Source organism: Rhizobium sp. CF142, assembly GCF_000281145.1.
GTDB lineage: Bacteria > Pseudomonadota > Alphaproteobacteria > Rhizobiales > Rhizobiaceae > Rhizobium.
The window spans coordinates 84380-101041 of the sequence record NZ_AJWE01000115.1 but is presented as its reverse complement, the minus strand read 5'-3'; the positions used below and the strand labels follow the sequence as shown (position 1 = coordinate 101041).

Below are 16662 nucleotides of genomic sequence, written 5' to 3'. Positions count from 1 at the left end.
CCCCTGCCGCTGCCGACTTCATCGAGAACCGCGACGAGCAGTACGACACCCATGTCGGCGAGCGCGGCAACAAGCTCTCCGGCGGTGAACGCCAGCGTATTGCGATCGCCCGCGCCATCCTCAAGGATGCGCCGATCCTGGTGCTGGACGAGGCGACTTCCGCGCTCGACGTCGAGACGGAAGCCCGCGTCAAGGCCGCAATCGACAACCTGCGCCAGAACCGCACTACCTTCATCATCGCCCACCGTCTCTCGACGGTCCGCGAGGCGGATATGGTGCTGTTCCTGGACAACGGCCGCATCGTCGAGCACGGCAGCTTCGATGAACTCAGCCACTCGAACGGCCGCTTCGCCGCTCTGCTCCGCGCCAGCGGCATCCTGACGGACGACGAAGTCCGCAAAGCCCATACGACCGAAGCTGCCTGATCGGCTTCGCAAGGACACGACAAAAGGCCGGAAGGGCATCGCTCTTCCGGCCTTTTTGTTGCGTGGGATTCCCTGTGAATCGCTGCGGGCAGACCCGCTTGTTATCATCATCGGTAGGGATTGATCCGTGGAGCCTCTAAGCCGCTTCTGCATAGACTAGGTCAGGTGCAAGGATCCATTCGCCCTGTTTGAGCGACATGACATCAAGCCTGCCGCAGCCATCTCTGGCGGCAACGCCGACAAACCGATAGCAGCCACCGTTCCGGTCGATGACCACGGCAGAAATCGGTTTGCCGCGAAGATGACCGACAACAGGGCCGTCTGCCTTCGCGGCATCAAGCAGGAAATATTCGTGAGGAACGTTGCGACTAACCATCAGGCGCGACCCTCGCTCCGGATGGCCAGGCCGACAGCCGTCTTTGTCCCTGTCTTCATTGCGGCGTCCAGGCGAATGGCCTCAGCCGAAACCGGCTTGCGGCAGAACTGTTTCGTCTTCTTGATCTCGACAACGAATGGCTTTCGCTGCGGCCTCATAATCTGTCCTTTCAGTTTGAAATGCGTGTCACGCAAAGATGCATTCGACCTGTCCAAGCGGTCCGAAATCAGCCGCCAGATGCTGGCCGGGCCAGACCTGAAGAATGGTCGTGCACGATCCCGTCGCAACGATATCGTTGGCCTGAAGCTGCCTGCCGTTCGCCGAAAGCCGGCTTGCCAGCCAGACGACGGCATTCAGCGGATTGCCCATGACTGAAGCCGCTTTCCCTGCAAAAACTGTCTGCTTGAACAGGAAGGTCGTAATATCGATACCGGCAAGATCGGCTGACGTTAGTGCCCCTGTATGATCACCGCAGAGGGTTGCGACATGCAGGCCGAAGTCGGCGATCGCCGTGTAATCTCCCGTGAAGACCCGCCGCGTGCGCCGGCCAAGAATGCTGACGGCCGGGCGGCAATCGAGCACGGCTTCAGCAGCACTGTCGAGGTTGATCGGCTCTCCGATATCCGGATAGGACCGCAGCATCGTGAAAACCAGCTCACACTGGACACCGATGGTGCCTGGCGGCAGCCGGAATTCCTTCGTGCCGGCAAGCAGTGCGGAAGCAGGAATTTCGGAATAGATCGGCCTTGCGAGACCGAGGATGCGGCGCGATTCCTCGCTCGAGCCGACAAGCGCGTAGCCCTTGCGCTCGAAACCCAGCGCATCCTGCGCAATCGCCTGAATGTCATAGGCCTCACGTTCGGAGGAGATCAGGTCAAGCGGAAGATCGCAGAGTTCGTTATGCCGACGGCTCCTGGCGAGGATATCGGCTGTGGCGTCCTTGAGTTCGAAGTACATCTCCGTGCTCCCTATCATTGGCATTGCCTCAGGAAGCCAAAATGGAGCTAGGCGCGTAGCCGTTCCATTCGTGATGGACAGCTAAGAAATCAAAATCTCATAGTGATCCCGGAGGTTTGTCCTCCCGCTTGCGGCTGCACATTCCATCTGGAACAACTGAGTCAAGGCGCAGCCATCCATACTCGGCGAAAAGAAAAAGCCGGCGGCTCTTCGACCGCCGGCTTAGTATTCCTTGAGGAAGCCTGCCTATTTGCGCTTGCCCTGGCTGTAGGCGTCCGCTCCACGGCTGATGCGAACGGGCACCGGAATGGCTCCACCGGCAAGAGGCCGGGTCTTTTCCTGTTCGCGCTTGTATTCAAGATGATAGGCATAAGCGAACTGGGCGGCGATGCCGGCAAGCACGAAGATCGGACCGATGATCTGGTCACGGTTGGTAATGTAGAGCAGCACCTGCCCGACCATCGCCAGGATGGTGCCGGCGACAAAGATGTTCAGCGAGTGACGGCCGAGGATCGTCAGCGGATGATCGGATGGGCGGCGGAAAGCTTGGGATACCGCCGGAATATTGATCACCAGATAGGCGAGCGCCAGCACATGCAGAAGGCGCGGCAGCGACAGGAATGTTTTGTCGAAGCCGGTTAGCACGGCAGGCAAGCCGAGTGCTGCAAGATGGTTTCCGAGATCCCAAAGACGCGCCGTCACCCAGATGAAGGAGAGCACGACATAGCCCAGTGCCAGCGCGAAAAGCAGCGGATGGCGGGGAACCGTGCCGCCGCGCTTGACATGCATCATTGAGACGATGCCGATCGTGAACAGGAACTGCCAGGAGAAGGGATTGAGGAACCAGTCTCCCTCGAAAAGCATGTTCTGCGGCGCGATCTGATAAATGCCCGCAAGCAGCCAGACCGTGCCGGAAACGGCAAGCGCCAGCAACGCGCTCTTCTCGTTCAGCAGCAGGATCAGCGGCACCATCAGCATCAGTGCGCCATACATCGGCAGGATATTGTTGTAGCCGATCTGGTGGCCGAGCAGGAGCAGGGCCGGAATGCCCTCCTTCAGGTTCATCAGCACCGCCAGAATATTGATCTCGACCAATAGCCCCGGCCGGTGGAACAGCCAGGCGCCGCAGATGAACAGCGCAAGCGTCACGAAAGTGGTGATCATATGGGCAAGATAAAGCGTGAAGGCACGTTTTGCCGCCTTGATCGCCATTTCCAGCCGCTTACCCGCCTTGAAGCGCGAGCCATAGGCAAGACCGACTGCAATGCCCGAGATCAGCACGAAGGCTTCGGCGGCATCGGAAAAGCCGAAATTCTTAGTCGTGATATATTCGAAGATTTGCCCCGGAACGTGATTGATGAAGATCGTGATGAGCGCAAGACCACGAATCACATCGAGCCTCGTATCACGCTTGGACGCCGCCACTGATATGGAAGTTCGTTGGGCGCCAATGGCTTTGGTCGGCATACCTGCCATGGTGTCTCTCCTGTTATCCGTTTTGCAAACGCTACGCCGGCCAAAAGGGTTCCCCCTCATGGCCGCGCGAATCGCCGGAAAATCAGCTTGGAGATTGCTGTTATCCGACCGGATATCCCTCGTGGGGATTGGCGACTTCGCTGCCGTTTATCGACAGAGTGTAGCCTTCAGCATTGGACGCTTTTGAGACCGAAATGCGGTATTTGCTTCCGTCGCGCTCGATCTCTGCCGCAAACCCGTCCCAATTGGAAGGGAGCGACGGGTTCACAAAAAGTTGTCCACCCTTTAGCCGGATACCGAGGATACCTTCCACCGCCGCGCGATAGAGCCAGCCGGCCGAGCCGGTGTACCAGGTCCAGCCACCGCGCCCGACATAGGGGGCATGTCCATAGACATCGGCCGCCACGACATAGGGCTCGACGCGATACCGTTCGGCCGCCGCCTTGTCCAGCGAATGGGTGATCGGATTGAGGATCTGGAAGCAGCGCAGGGCATCGTCACCCCGCTTCAATTCCGCCAGCGCCATGACCACCCAGGTCGAGGCATGTGTGTACTGGCCACCATTCTCGCGAACACCGGGCGGATAGGCCTTGATATAGCCTGGATCCTTCAGCGACCTTTCAAAAGGCGGTGTGAAGAGGCGGATGATCCGTGCGTCTTCGTCAACCAGCCGGTCGAGCACCGCATCCATCGCCTTGACGGCCCGTTTCGGATCACCTTCACCTGAGAGCACGCTCCAGGACTGTGCAATCGAATCGATCTGGCATTCCAGGCTCTCCTTCGAGCCGAGGGGCGTGCCGTCGTCGAAAGTGCCGCGGCGGTAATAATCGCCGTCCCAGGCAACGCTTTCGAGCGCCTTCTTGAGTTCGATGAGATGAGCCTTCCAGTGCTTCGCACGGGCCTTGTCGCCCCGGTCTTCGGCATACGGTATGAAGGAGCGCAGTGTGCCGGCAAGGAACCAGCCGAGCCAGACACTCGTGCCCCCGCCGTCGATACCGACGCGATTCATCCCGTCATTCCAGTCGCCGCCGAGAAAGAGCGGCAGGCCGTTCGTTCCCTTGCGAGCAATGGCGAGATCGAGCGCCAGGGCTGCATGTTCATAGATGCTTACCGTATCCTCGGATATTTCCGGCTTGAAGAAGGAGTCATACTGACCCTCCAGCAGCGCCGGACCTTCGAGGAAGGCAAGCTGCTCATCGAGCACGCTCTTGTCACCGCTGACACTGCAATAATGATCGATCGCATAGGCGAGCCACACGACATCATCGGAGATCATGGTGCGCACGCCGGCTCCTGTCCCCGGCAGCCACCAGTGCTGTACGTCTCCCTCACGGAACTGGCGCGAGGCCGCATTGATGATCTGGCCTCGCGCAAGAGCAGGCTCCTGCTGCACGAAGGCGAGCGTATCCTGCAACTGGTCGCGGAAGCCGAAGGCGCCGCTCGCCTGGTAGAAGGCCGTCCGGGCCATGATGCGACAGCCGAGGCTCTGATAGGGCAGCCAGGTATTGACGAGGTTGTTCATGCCTTGATCCGGCGTCCAGATCTGCAGCTTGCCGGTGAATTCCTGCCAAAAACCTCGGTTCGCCTGCACCGCTTCATCGAACGAGGCCTTTCTGATATCGGCAAGCAGGGCGCGCGCCTCTTCTTCGGTGGACGCATCACCCAGGAAGAAAGTGACGTCGCGCGCTTCGTCAGCGCCGAGCTCGATATCGATCGCAAGGGTCGCCGCTGGATCGCCTTCAAGGTCCGTGGAGCCGGAAAGAGCAGCGGCTGCAGTCACGGCGACAGGCGCCTCAATCGTCCCGCTCTTGCCGATGAACTCGCGACGGCTTGCCGAGAAACTCGAAACCGTCTCGCTTGCGGCGAGGAAGGCGGTGCGACCCGAATAGTCGATGCTGTAGGGGTTCGTCGCAAACAGCGCGCCTGTCTCTTCGTCACGTTTCGACAGGATGAAAGAGGCGGTCTTCTGCGGATTGTTCCCAAGGACCCATTCGACATAGGCGTAGAGCCTGAGCTTGCGGCTTGCCGAACCGGCGTTGCGCAGGCGCAGGCGCTGCAGCTTCACCGGCTTCTCGCGATGCACGGTCTGCGTCACTTCCAGCGCGATCTCGTGCTGCGTGCTGGAGAAGGTGGAGTAGCCGAGACCATGGCGCGCTTCGAAACGAATGTCGTTCCGACGGGAAAGCCCTGCAAATGGCGTCATGACCGCGCCACTTTCGAGATCCGCTATGTAGAGGGCTTCGCCGGAACGGTTGATGACTGCATCGTTCGACCAGGAGGTGAGTTGGTAATCGCGCGAATTGACGCTCCAGGTGAAACCGGCACCTTCCGCCGATACATGGAAGCCGAACCGGTCGTTCGAGATGACATTGATCCAAGGCTGCGGCGTCGCCCGCCCGCCCGGCAGGCGCACGACATATTCACGGCCGTCGCGGGCAAAGCCACCGATGCCATTCCAGAAGTCGAGATCGCCTTCCTCCTCGATGGCAATAGTCTTGATAGCCGGGGCAGGTAGAGGCGGTCTGCGCTTGACCGGCGTCTCCGTGTCCTCTGGCTCCTCCTTGACAGGGGTAAACAGCAGGCGCGCGCGGTTGATCTGATCAACCACCTTACCGTTCTTCGCATGCAGCGTTATGCGCGAGGCGGCGATCAGTGCCTGATAGGTGCCCTCTTCCATTAGATCCTTACGGACTGCGAAGATGTGCTGGCGCAGACCATCGGCCTGGCCCATGCGGCGCACGCCCTCGCACATGGCGTCGAGCGCGTGCTGCATATCCTGTGCGTAGGAAGAGGCCCGTTCGTTCATGATGACGAGATCGGCGGTCACCCCGCGTGAACGCAGATATTCCTGCGCCAGCAGCGCTTCGCGGGCGATTTCGAGATCCATCTCGTCATCGATGCGCAGCGTGAAGATCGGGAAATCGCCCGAAATCGCCAGCGGCCAGAGCGCCGACTGCGACTGCATGCCGGCCCGGACGGCGCCATAGTCGCCGCGAAGCTGCATGTCGGGATAGACAAGATAGCGGCCGAGATACTGGAACGCTGCCGCCTGCTGCGAACTGACGCCGACATGGCGCATCTGCACCTGCGTACGCGTCCAGGCCTGGATGAGTTCGTGGTTGAAGGCATCCGGATGGCGATAGCGATCGACGGCCTTGTCCACCTCGGCACGGCTCGGTGCTGCAATCGTCCAGAAGATCACGCTGACCTTCTTGCCGGCAGGCACGCGCACCGTCCGGCGCAACGACAGGACAGGATCCAGCGTGAAACCGTCGGTGCCGGAAAGGCTGGCACCCGGATCAAAGGCAGCGGCATTCGAAAGGCTGCGGCCACGACCGATGAACGTCCTTCGCTCGGTTTCGAATTCCGTATGACGCGTATCTCCGGCGTTATCGACGATCAGATGCGCGATACTCATATTCGCTTCGTTCGGATCGCGCTTGTTGCGCTCGGCGCGGATGACGTCGCCGCGCGCGTCGATCTCCGTTTTGACGAACATGCGGGCGAAAGCCGGGTGCGCGTTGTCCGTGTCGTCGGATGTGATGACCGGTTCGAGATAGGATGTAACTTCGATGAAGCGATCCTCCGCACCCGTGTTGAACAGTGTCAGGCGGCGGGCTTCCGCATCATGTTCGGTGGCAACGATACATTCGACCTCGCTCGTAAGCTCATCAAGAACCTTGCTGAACACGGCCTTCTCGTCAGCAAATTCCACTCGGACCGTTTCGCCCTCCACGCTCTTCGGCTCTGATGTTGCCGACCACCATTCATTGGTCACCGTATCGCGCAGGAAGATGAAATTGCCCCAGCGGTCTTCGGTCGGATCTGGCTTCCAGCGGGAGACGGATAGACCGTTCCAGCGGGCATAACCCGCGCCCGTTGCCGTCAGCATCAGGGAATAATGGCCGTTCGACAGTAAGACGAGCTCTCGTTCGCGCGATGCCGGATCGGCGATTTTACGGATGACGGGCCGCATCAACTCGTCCTGGATGCTGGCGGGCGTATCGGATTCATCCTTGCCGCTCATGACCGGGATGTCGCGCGGCGCTTTTTCCTGCAGCAGCAGTTCGGCCGCTTCGATGACGGGATCGGAGTGGAAGAGTTCACGCAGATGGCCGTTGAAGGCAACGTTGGCGACAGCGGCGATCGACATGCCATGGTGGTGGGCATAGTAATTGTAGACGACTGCACATTTCCTGCCCTCAGGTACGCGTGTCGGCGTGAAGTCGACTGCGTCGTGAAAGCCGAACTTGCCGAGAGCGCCGAGCTTGCGAAGCCTCTGCAGGTTTTCGAGCGATGCTTCCGGATAGTATTGGCTGGCGAGCAGCGAGGCATAGGGTGCGATGACGGCATTGTGGCCGAGACCGCGCTTCAGACCGAGCGTCGGCACGCCGAAGTTCGTGTACTGATAGTTGAGATTATGGTCGCGGGCATTGAAGGCCGCTTCCGAGATGCCCCAGGGCGTACCGAGCTTACGGGCATGGTTCATCTGTTCGACAATGACGAGATTGTTGGTCTGGTTGAGGATGCCTCCGCCGCGCTCCTGCATGACGAGCGGCGGCATCAGGTATTCGAACATCGAGCCGGACCAGGAGACCAGTGCACCACGAGAGCCAACTGGCACGACCTGGCGGCCAAGCTTGTACCAGTGCTCCGTCGGCAAATCACCCTTGGCGACACCGAAGAGCGAGGTAAGACGGCATTCCGAGGCCAGAAGGTCGTAGCAGGCCGCATCGAGCTCGCCGCTTTCCACGCGATACCCGATCGACAGCAGGCGACGCTCCGGACGGTATAGGAAGCCGAAATCCATCGAAAAGGCGAGATCGCGGGCCTTGTCGCGGAGCGCGACCAGGCGGGGACGCAGCGCATCGATATTGGAAAGGTCGAAGGTACTATCGGAGATGTGTGCCTCGCAGACCTTGACCAGCGAGGCCGCCCACAACGTGACCTCTTCCGTCTGCTTCGACTTCACCTCATGATGCAGGTTGCCGGCAAGGTTCTGGATGTCGCGCGCAAGAACGGTAAGGTTGATGACACGGATCGAGGCAAATTCGTGCTCGCGCTTGACGGCGGCAAGCGCATTCTGGAAGCCGGCAATACGCTCTTCCAGACGGCGGCGCAGCGGCCGCACGGTCTTACGGTCGTCAGGCAGGTCGGCCAGCACTTCACCGAGAATGCCGGCCGTGTCACCGACGCCGTCGAGATTGCCCTGGACATGTGCCGAGGGTGCTTCCGCCCAGTCGCGGCAGGCCGAGGAAATGGCAATCAGGTGACCGGCGAGATTGCCGCTGTCGACCGCCGAAACATAGCGAGGTCCAAGCGTCTGCAGCGTATCGGTGTGATACCAGTTGAAGAGATGGCCGCGGAACTTTTCCATGCGGTCGACCGTGGCGATCGTCTGCTCCAGGCGCTCGATCGTCTCCTCGAAGGAGAACCAGCCGAAATCGCGGCCGGAAATGACGGACAGGAGATAGACGCCAATATTTGTGGGCGAAGTGCGCGTCGCCACGATGACGTGGGGCGTTTCCTGCACGTTGTCGGGCGGCAGATAGTTTTGCTCCGCCGTCGTGAAGGTTTCGAAGTAGCGCCAGGTGCGGCGCGCGATCTTGCGCAGCTCGCTGGAGACCCCATCCGGCACGTCGAGCCGGTCTTCCGTCTCGGCGGACTGGCTTACATACCAGGCGACGACGGGCGAACAGACCCAAAGAAGCGCAAAGGGAATGCCAACGAGGAATGAGGCATTTCCCGACAATGCGGCGAAAGCGACCGACAGAATCGCCAGAACCGGAGCATGCCACATCGTTCTGTAGTAGGAGAGGATGATACCCTGCCTGCCAGCCCCGACGCTGGCCGCGGTGCGCCACTGCAAGAGCAGCTTGCGGCTGACGAAGAGGCGGTAGAGCGATCGGCCGATAGCATCCACCATCATGCAGACGGTGTCGGCGATGAAGATGATGCGCAGCGCCACTTGGGCATCGGCAGCCGCAATATCCGACCAGACAGTATAAAGATGGGCGCTGGCGACAATATCGCTGCTACGCGGAATGATGCCATTGATGAGGGAAAGGGTTGGCGCCACGAACAGGCAGAAAATCAACAGGATCTGCCAGATCAGCGCCCCAAATGGCTCCATCAGATACCAGCCGAGCACGGAAGCGAGGAACCAGGCGATCGGTGTCAGCGACCGGCGCAGATTGTCGAACATCTTCCAGCGCCCAAGCGCGGTGACGCCGTGTTTCGGACTGAACATATAGGGCAGAAGCTGCCAGTCGCCGCGCGCCCAGCGATGCTGGCGCGAGGTTTCGACCTCGTAGCGTACCGGAAAGTCCTCAACGAGTTCGAGATCGGTGACAAGTGCGCAACGTGCCATCGAACCTTCGAGAAGGTCATGGCTGAGCACCGAATTCTCCTCAATGCGACCCTTCAGTGAAGCCTCGAAGGCATCGACATGATAGAGGCCCTTGCCGGTGAATGTGCCTTCGCCCGCAAGATCCTGATAGACATCCGAAACCGTGAAAACATAGGGATCGAGACCGCGGTTGATCGAAAAGACGCGTTGAAAGACCGACGCATCCTTGCCTGTCGTCAGCGACGGTGTGACGCGCGGCTGCAGAATACCGTAGCCGCTTTCGACATGCCCGCTTTCCGGGTTGATAACCGGGCGATTGATCGGGTGGTGGAGCTTGCCGACAAGTTTGGTAACGGTATCGCGCATCAGGCGCGTATCGGCATCGAGTGTCATGACATATTCTATATCGGCCGGCACGGTGTTGGCGCCTGGCAAATACGTGGTATCGCGGTCGCCGCGGAGCAGCAGGTTCAACTCGTGCAGCTTGCCGCGCTTGCGCTCCCAGCCCATCCACACGCCTTCAGATGGATTGTAGAGGCGGCGGCGATGCAGCAGATAGAAGCGCGTCTTGCCGTCATGGGCATAGCGGGCTGAGAGATTAGCGACCTCCCGGCGCGCATATTCCAACACTTCGAGATCGGCGGAAGTTTCCTCAACCTCACTATCCGGCCAGTCGCTCAGCAGCGCGAAATAGATCTCGCCGCGTGGATTGGCGAGATAATGGACCTCGAGATTGCGCACCATCGCGTCGACGCTATCACGATCAGAAATCAGGCACGGCACGACGAGGAGCGTGCGCGCATCCTCCGGAATGCCTTGTTTGAATTCATAACCGACAAGCCGCGCCGGCGTGACGAAGAAAGAAAGTACAGTATTGAAAAGCCCGCTCGCACCCTCCGAGGCCGGCAACGCGAACAGGATGAGCAGCAGGGCGATTTCAACCGGCCCCATGCCGGCATTGACCATGAACCCGCCGACGACCCCCATGGCGATGATTGTGATCAGCGCGACCGGAATGGCGATCGCCATCCAATTGAATTTGCGCACCGCGCGAATGACTTGCTGCGCCAGCGTCGGGCGGTAGTCTGCGCGCGTTTCCAGTTTTAGGCGTTGAGCGCCCGCAATGAAGCCGCCAATATCAGGCTCGTGCGGCCGCGGCTCATCGGAAAGCCTGGCCTCGGACACTATATCGACAGCAAGCTGGGCGATTTGCACTTCGCTCAGCGGCGAGCGCCTGGCAAGCCTTTCGATCTGCCGACGATAGCTGTTGCGCGAACCGGAGTCGAGAGCACCGTAATCGGACTGATCCCAGAGCAATCTGTCGACGTGGCTGACCTGCTCGACCCAAACCGACCATTCCGCATCGTTGATCTCGCGCAGGCTGCGGATGATGTTGCCCATCGTGACATTGCCGGCGGAGAGGCGGCTATGCTCCGCCATCATCGCTTCCTCGCTGTCACGCCCAAGCTTTTCCAAGCGCTCGTCGAGCCAGGAGATCGCTAGGCTCGAAGTCTGCGAACCATCACGCATGCGGTAGAGGAATTGGGTCGAGAAAGTGTTGTCCTCGGCAAGCTCTTCCAGCGTCTTCAGATAGGCGACAGCCTTTGCGGTGTCGGCGAGACGCACCAATTCATTGGCGGCCTCATTGGCGCGACGGCGCAAACGACGGCTGCGCTCGACGCGGCTCGAAATACGACGGAGGTTTTCTACCAGCACGTAACGCACCAGAGACGGCAGCGCCCAGAGTTCACCGATCTTGAGAGTTTCGTGCTGCTGGAAGCCGTCGACCAGCGCTGTCAGGCTTTCCTCTGAGATGGTGCCGTGAGTATGGGCGACATAGAGCCAGGCCAATACGAGCGTGCGCGGGATCTCGACGCCGCCGACTTTCATGAGCGGCAGTTCTCGATAGAACCGGCGCGGAAAGTCGCGGCGGACTTCATGAATTGCTTCCTCGACGATGTAGTGATTGTCCAGCAGCCATTCGGCGGCCGGCGTGATCGCCTCCCCGGCCTCGGCATCAGTCGCAGTCGTACGGTAGACGCGCAGGATTTCCTTCTCATTTTCCTTGTGGCGCGCAAAGAAATCGAACGCTGCGAAGCCTGGCAACTCGCTGACGGTACCGCAGGCGACGCTTTCGCCCATGGCCCTGATGTCCTCGTTGGACAGATAGGTCGAGCGGATCGAATCGCTGTGGTCGATCTGCCTGTTCTCGGGCTCCTGCGGCGGGCTCGGGGATGGACTTGAAATGGCCATGGGTTCGGTTCTGGATCCAAACGACGTTATGATTTCGGCTAGGTTCTGCATTGCTTACGATGACTCTCGCATGAACGGGCCGGTCATCTTCGAAGTCGGGAAAAGCAGGATAAACGGGCGGTCAGCGCGCTTTGCTGCAACGGACCGACCGGCTTCGGATGTACCTTTGCGAGTGGTCATGGCCGACTCGTGCCCTCCCTGCGAAGCCACCCGGGAAAGTTGGACATTCTTGCGATAATTCAAGTCAAGGGACCTGTTTCTCGCTGCCCTTCCGCCGGCGTGAAAAAGGCGCATGGACGATATCCATGCGCCTGCACGACGTTATCCATGCGCCTGCACGACGTTCCCCGGCGCTATCAGCGCCTCACGCCTACTTTCCGGAATGGGCTAGACTGCGTGGGACAGGTGAGGAAGGATGACGATGGGATCGGGATACCGATCCGCCACAGCAAGATGCCTTTCACGACCACTCTCCGTAAACAACACCGAAGTGTCAGGAGAATGCCGGTGCATCCCAATTGTTCCGGATAGCAGAATATTCGATCAGATAGGCGCGATCAGTCAGCGCCTCGAACGCGCCGGCATCAGCCGACGACGCCGCAAACCATGGCGACGACGAAAAGGAAAGCCGCCGTGAAAAGAGTTGCATGGATCGCGGTCTGGATTCTGTGCCGCGCGGTGACCGGCTTCTTTGCCGGTACGGATCCGTACTGGTTCACGTGAGTATGCGAAATACCCAGATTTGCCATGTGTCGCCTCCGCCTGTTTGTTCTGCGGCCGAATTGCCGGCTCGCATTTATATTCTTACATTCTCTATAAGGTAGGTAGAGATAAAATTCCGTCCAGAGCAGACGGAAGAGAAAATCCACCCAGGCGCCAACTCAACAGAGCGTGCGCCATGCCCAGATCCAGGAACGCTCGACGGCGCTGTCGCTCTGGGGTGCATTGGGGGATGTCTCGATCAACCGGCGATCCTTTTCCGCCGGGATAGTCACGGAGGTGGTTTCCCTCCGCTCGACCTTAACAGGAGGATCGAGGTAACCCATGGTCATCCCACCGAGAAAGAACATGCCTCAACCTCCATCGATCACGAAAGCTAACGGTCGTTAACGGGATCATGACAGAACTAAGGCAGCTGTCAATAGTCTAGTCGAATGGTCGTGTTTTAGGGAAACATTATCCTTAACACCGGCGGCATGCGAGATTTTTCAAGGGCTTGAAAACATTGGCTTTCAAGCCTTCACGAAACCCTTGCTCGCGATCATCAAATTTCGCGTGTACTCCTCGTGAACGCTCCCGGCGGCAAGTTCGACCGATGTCAGCCGTTCAACAACAGCGCCGCCGCGCATCACCGCAAGCCTCTTGCACATATGGGTGATGACCCCAAGATCGTGGCTGACCATGACGAATGTCAGTTTCCGGTCCCGCCGGATCTGCTCCAGGAGATTGAGAACCTCGGCCTGTACGGAGGCGTCGAGCGCCGATGTCGGCTCATCGAGCAGCAGGATGGATGGCTCGACAATCAGTGCGCGGGCGATCGCCACACGCTGCCGCTGGCCTCCGGAAAGCTGATGCGGGTAGCGGAAGCGAAAACCATTGCCGAGCCCGACTTCGTCAAGCGCCCGGGCAATGCGCTTCTCGCTGTCGCCGATACCGTGGATGGCGAGCGGCTCCAGAAGCAGCCGGTCGACGGTCTGGCGCGGATGCAGCGAGCCATAGGGATCCTGAAAGACCATCTGAACGCTTCGATAGAAGCTTCTGCTGCGCTTCGAACCTTTAAGCGCCTCGCCGTGAATGCGGATCGTTCCCTCGCTGACGGGCGCAAGTCCGGCGACCGCGCGCAACAGCGTCGACTTGCCCGAGCCGGACTCACCGACGAGGCCGAAGGATTCGCCGCTTTCGATGGAAACGCTCACATCTTTCAGCGCATGGAAATGGTCGTAGACAACACCAAGATGATCTGCAGACAGCGCCGTACTCATAGAGCCCACTCCGGCTTGCGGTCGAGAACCGGCAACGGATGCCTGTCCTCACCGATCTGCGGCATGCAATTCAGCAGGCCTTGCGTATAAGGATGCTTCGCGTTGCGAAGCTCGGATGCGGCAATCTCTTCGACGATACGACCGGCATACATGACGATGACGCGGTCGCAGAAAGAGGAGACGAGCCTTAGATCGTGGGAGACGAAGATCAGCCCCATGCCGCGCTCGGACACCAGTCGGTCCATGATCCTCAAAACATCGAGCTGGACTGTTACGTCGAGGGCCGAAGTGGGCTCGTCGGCGATCAGCAGCTCCGGCCCGGCGATCAGCATCATGGCGATCATCGCACGCTGGCCCATGCCGCCCGAAACCTCATGCGGATAAAGATCGAAGACGCGGTTGGGATCACGGATCTGCACCGCTTCGAGCATGTCGAGCGCACGGTCCCGCGCCTCGCCTTTGCCGACCTTCTCGTGAGTGCGCAATGTTTCGCAGATCTGCTTGCCGATAGTCATGACCGGATCGAGCGAATATTTCGGATCCTGCAGGATCATGGCAATGCGCTTACCGCGCAACTTGCGCCGTTCGGCAGCCGATGCATTGAGGAGATCAAGGCCGCTGAAATCCAGCGTGTCGGCGGTGACGACACCGTGCGTCGGTGTCAGCCCCATGATGGCACGGCCGGTCTGCGACTTGCCGGAGCCGGATTCGCCGACGATGCCGAGACGCTCCTTGCCGAGCGTGAACGACACGCCACGCACGGCCTCGATAACACCGGTGCGGGTCGGGTAGCTGACACGCAGGTTTTCGACGATCAGAAGCGAGCTCATTGGCCGGCCTCCTTCGGATCGAGCGCATCGCGCAGGCCATCACCCAACAGGTTGAAGCCGAGGCTGACGACGAGGATGGCGATGCCGGGCATGGCCGCGACCCACCATTGGTCGAGGATGAAGCGGCGACCGGAGGCGATCATCGCGCCCCATTCCGGCAGCGGCGGCTGTGCGCCGAGGCCGAGGAAGCCGAGGCCGGCGGCCGTCAGGATGATGCCCGCCATGTCGAGCGTCACGCGCACGATCAGCGAGGAGATGCAGAGCGGCATGACGTGCCTGATAATGATGCGCAGCGGCGAAGCGCCCATCAGCTTGACCGCCGAGATATAGTCAGACCGCCGGACCGTCAGTGTCTCGGCGCGGGCAATGCGCGCATATGGCGGCCAGGAGGTGATGGCGATGGCGATGATGGCGTTCTGGATGCCAGGCCCGAGCGCTGCGACGAAGGCAAGCGCCAGCACGAGCTTCGGGAAGGCGAGGAAGATATCGGTGATGCGCATCAGCGTCGCATCCACCCATCCGCCGGCATAGCCCGACACCGTGCCGACGATGAGGCCGACCGGCGCGGAGATGATGGCGACCAGCACCACGACGAGCAGCGTCAACCGCGAGCCGTAGACGAGGCGCGAGAAGATATCGCGGCCCTGATCATCGGTGCCGAGCAGATAGCCGGCGCTGCCGGGCGGCAACAGGCGGGCATTCATGAGATCGCCGACAACGGGATTGTGGGTGGCGATCAGATTGGCAAAGGCAGCGATCAGCAGCAGCGCCACGATGATCAGCAGGCCGACGACGGCAAGCCGGTTTGCCGTAAACTGCCGCCAGGTAACGTAGGCGCGGCCGAGCCGAGCCTGCGTACGCGACTGCGGCCGGTCGGACAGCAACCAGTCACGGCGGCTCAAGGGCGTGGAAGGCGTGGTCGGAACCGTCATCGGTTTCGCGTCCTCGGGTCGAGTATCCGATAGAGAAGATCGGAAATAAGGTTGATGCCGACAAACACTGTGCCGATGACGATCGTGCCGCCAAGTACGGCGTTCATGTCGGCGTTTTGCAGCGAGTTGGTGATGTAGAGGCCGATGCCGCGCCAGGAGAAGACCGTCTCCGTCAGCACCGAACCTTCAAGCAGGCCTGCATAGGAAAGCGCTATGACGGTCACGAGCGGTACCGCCGCGTTTCTCAACGCATGCCCCCAGATCACCCGCGTTTCCGATAGGCCCTTGGCGCGGGCCGCCACCACATATTCCTGCGACAGCTCGTTCAGCATGAAGCTGCGGGTCATGCGGCTGATATAGGCGAGCGAGAAATAGCCGAGCAGCGAGGCCGGCAGGATGATGTGGCGGAAGACGTCATAGAAAACATCCCACTGCCCCTGCCAGGCACTATCGAGGAGATAGAAGCCGGTGACCGGCGTAAAACTGTATTCGTAGACGATGTCGATGCGGCCGGGGAAAGCCACCCAGCGCAGCCGCGCATAGAAGATGACGAGCGAGATCAGCGCCAGCCAGAAGATCGGCACCGAATAGCCGACAAGGCCGATGACGCGCACGACCTGGTCGGCAATGCTGCCGCGGCGCACGGCAGCGAGCACGCCAAGCGGCACGCCGATAACCGAGCCGATGATCGTGCCAACGGTCGCAAGTTCCAGCGTCGCCGGGAAGACGCGGCGAATATCGACCATCACCGGATTGGTTGTCAGGACGGAAGTGCCGAAATCACCTGATAGGATACCTTTCAGGTAGATATAGAACTGCTCGTAGAGCGGCAGGTCAAAACCCATCTCGCGGCGGACGCGTTCCACGACATGGGTTGGCGCGCGGTCGCCGAGTATGGCGAGCACGGGATCGATCGGCACAACGCGGCCGATGAAGAAGGTGACGGCCAGAAGGCCGAGATAGGTGGTGGCGGCGGCAAAGAGGAAACGTCCCAACGCCTTCGCAAAGGAAAGTGCACGGCCCTTGCGGGGCCGCGCTTCCTGTCTTGTTTCGACGATGCTCACTGGATCAGCCTAGCCGGC

Annotated in this window: 12 protein-coding genes; 1 reads left to right on the top strand and 11 read right to left on the bottom strand. The window is 60.2% G+C overall.

Annotation, left to right across the window (positions count from 1 at the left end):
* A partial coding sequence (locus tag PMI11_RS29995; RefSeq protein ID WP_007824920.1) for an ATP-binding cassette domain-containing protein occupies window positions 1-425 on the top strand: 425 nt, incomplete at its 5' end.
* A gap of 136 nt (window positions 426-561) precedes the next feature.
* Here PMI11_RS29995 and PMI11_RS29990 read toward each other — a convergent pair.
* The 11 genes from PMI11_RS29990 to PMI11_RS29950 all read right to left on the bottom strand — a co-directional run bounded on the left by PMI11_RS29990 (window position 562) and on the right by PMI11_RS29950 (window position 16644).
* On the bottom strand, window positions 562-801 hold the full coding sequence (locus tag PMI11_RS29990; RefSeq protein WP_007824918.1) for a hypothetical protein: 240 nt from the start codon (window positions 799-801) through the stop codon (window positions 562-564).
* Entirely contained in the window at window positions 801-959 is a 159-nt protein-coding gene (locus PMI11_RS37515; protein WP_007824916.1) for a hypothetical protein, read from the bottom strand. The genes PMI11_RS29990 and PMI11_RS37515 overlap by 1 nt, the downstream gene beginning before the upstream one ends.
* A gap of 28 nt (window positions 960-987) precedes the next feature.
* Window positions 988-1758: a 2-keto-4-pentenoate hydratase gene (locus PMI11_RS29985; protein ID WP_007824912.1), complete on the bottom strand. Its 771-nt coding sequence runs from the start codon at window positions 1756-1758 to the stop codon at window positions 988-990.
* A gap of 246 nt (window positions 1759-2004) precedes the next feature.
* Window positions 2005-3234: an OpgC family protein gene (opgC, locus tag PMI11_RS29980; protein WP_007824910.1), complete on the bottom strand. Its 1230-nt coding sequence runs from the start codon at window positions 3232-3234 to the stop codon at window positions 2005-2007.
* Between the two features lie 100 nt (window positions 3235-3334).
* Window positions 3335-11836 (bottom strand): GH36-type glycosyl hydrolase domain-containing protein, encoded by an 8502-nt coding sequence (locus PMI11_RS29975; RefSeq protein ID WP_037072478.1) that lies wholly within the window; start codon window positions 11834-11836, stop codon window positions 3335-3337.
* A 584-nt stretch (window positions 11837-12420) separates the two neighbouring features.
* Window positions 12421-12585, bottom strand: coding sequence for a hypothetical protein (locus tag PMI11_RS37810; RefSeq protein WP_007824907.1), 165 nt, complete (start codon window positions 12583-12585; stop codon window positions 12421-12423).
* Window positions 12586-12717: 132 nt separating this feature from the next.
* Window positions 12718-12906, bottom strand: coding sequence for a hypothetical protein (locus tag PMI11_RS29970; protein ID WP_007824905.1), 189 nt, complete (start codon window positions 12904-12906; stop codon window positions 12718-12720).
* Window positions 12907-13068: 162 nt separating this feature from the next.
* The gene (locus PMI11_RS29965) at window positions 13069-13818 is read right to left on the bottom strand and encodes an ABC transporter ATP-binding protein (protein WP_007824904.1); all 750 of its coding nucleotides are present in this window, start codon (window positions 13816-13818) and stop codon (window positions 13069-13071) included.
* The gene (locus tag PMI11_RS29960; RefSeq protein WP_007824902.1) at window positions 13815-14648 is read right to left on the bottom strand and encodes an ABC transporter ATP-binding protein; all 834 of its coding nucleotides are present in this window, start codon (window positions 14646-14648) and stop codon (window positions 13815-13817) included. The genes PMI11_RS29965 and PMI11_RS29960 overlap by 4 nt, the downstream gene beginning before the upstream one ends.
* Complete coding sequence (locus PMI11_RS29955; RefSeq protein WP_007824900.1) at window positions 14645-15580, bottom strand: ABC transporter permease; 936 nt, start codon at window positions 15578-15580, stop codon at window positions 14645-14647. Before PMI11_RS29955 ends, PMI11_RS29960 begins: the two co-directional genes overlap by 4 nt.
* On the bottom strand, window positions 15577-16644 hold the full coding sequence (locus tag PMI11_RS29950; protein WP_007824898.1) for an ABC transporter permease: 1068 nt from the start codon (window positions 16642-16644) through the stop codon (window positions 15577-15579). The genes PMI11_RS29955 and PMI11_RS29950 overlap by 4 nt, the downstream gene beginning before the upstream one ends.
* Between the last annotated feature and the right edge of the window lie 18 nt (window positions 16645-16662).

Excerpts from the sequence above, each read along its gene's own strand:
- PMI11_RS29955 (WP_007824900.1), bottom strand. The coding sequence starts at position 15,580 with ATGACGGTTCCGACCACGCCTTCCACGCCCTTGAGCCGCCGTGACTGG.
- PMI11_RS37515 (WP_007824916.1), bottom strand. The coding sequence starts at position 959 with ATGAGGCCGCAGCGAAAGCCATTCGTTGTCGAGATCAAGAAGACGAAA.
- PMI11_RS37810 (WP_007824907.1), bottom strand. The coding sequence starts at position 12,585 with ATGGCAAATCTGGGTATTTCGCATACTCACGTGAACCAGTACGGATCC.
- PMI11_RS29965 (WP_007824904.1), bottom strand. The coding sequence starts at position 13,818 with ATGAGTACGGCGCTGTCTGCAGATCATCTTGGTGTTGTCTACGACCAT.
- PMI11_RS29970 (WP_007824905.1), bottom strand. The coding sequence starts at position 12,906 with ATGTTCTTTCTCGGTGGGATGACCATGGGTTACCTCGATCCTCCTGTT.
- PMI11_RS29990 (WP_007824918.1), bottom strand. The coding sequence starts at position 801 with ATGGTTAGTCGCAACGTTCCTCACGAATATTTCCTGCTTGATGCCGCG.
- PMI11_RS29985 (WP_007824912.1), bottom strand. The coding sequence starts at position 1,758 with ATGTACTTCGAACTCAAGGACGCCACAGCCGATATCCTCGCCAGGAGC.
- opgC (WP_007824910.1), bottom strand. The coding sequence starts at position 3,234 with ATGGCAGGTATGCCGACCAAAGCCATTGGCGCCCAACGAACTTCCATA.
- PMI11_RS29975 (WP_037072478.1), bottom strand. The coding sequence starts at position 11,836 with ATGGCCATTTCAAGTCCATCCCCGAGCCCGCCGCAGGAGCCCGAGAAC.
- PMI11_RS29960 (WP_007824902.1), bottom strand. The coding sequence starts at position 14,648 with ATGAGCTCGCTTCTGATCGTCGAAAACCTGCGTGTCAGCTACCCGACC.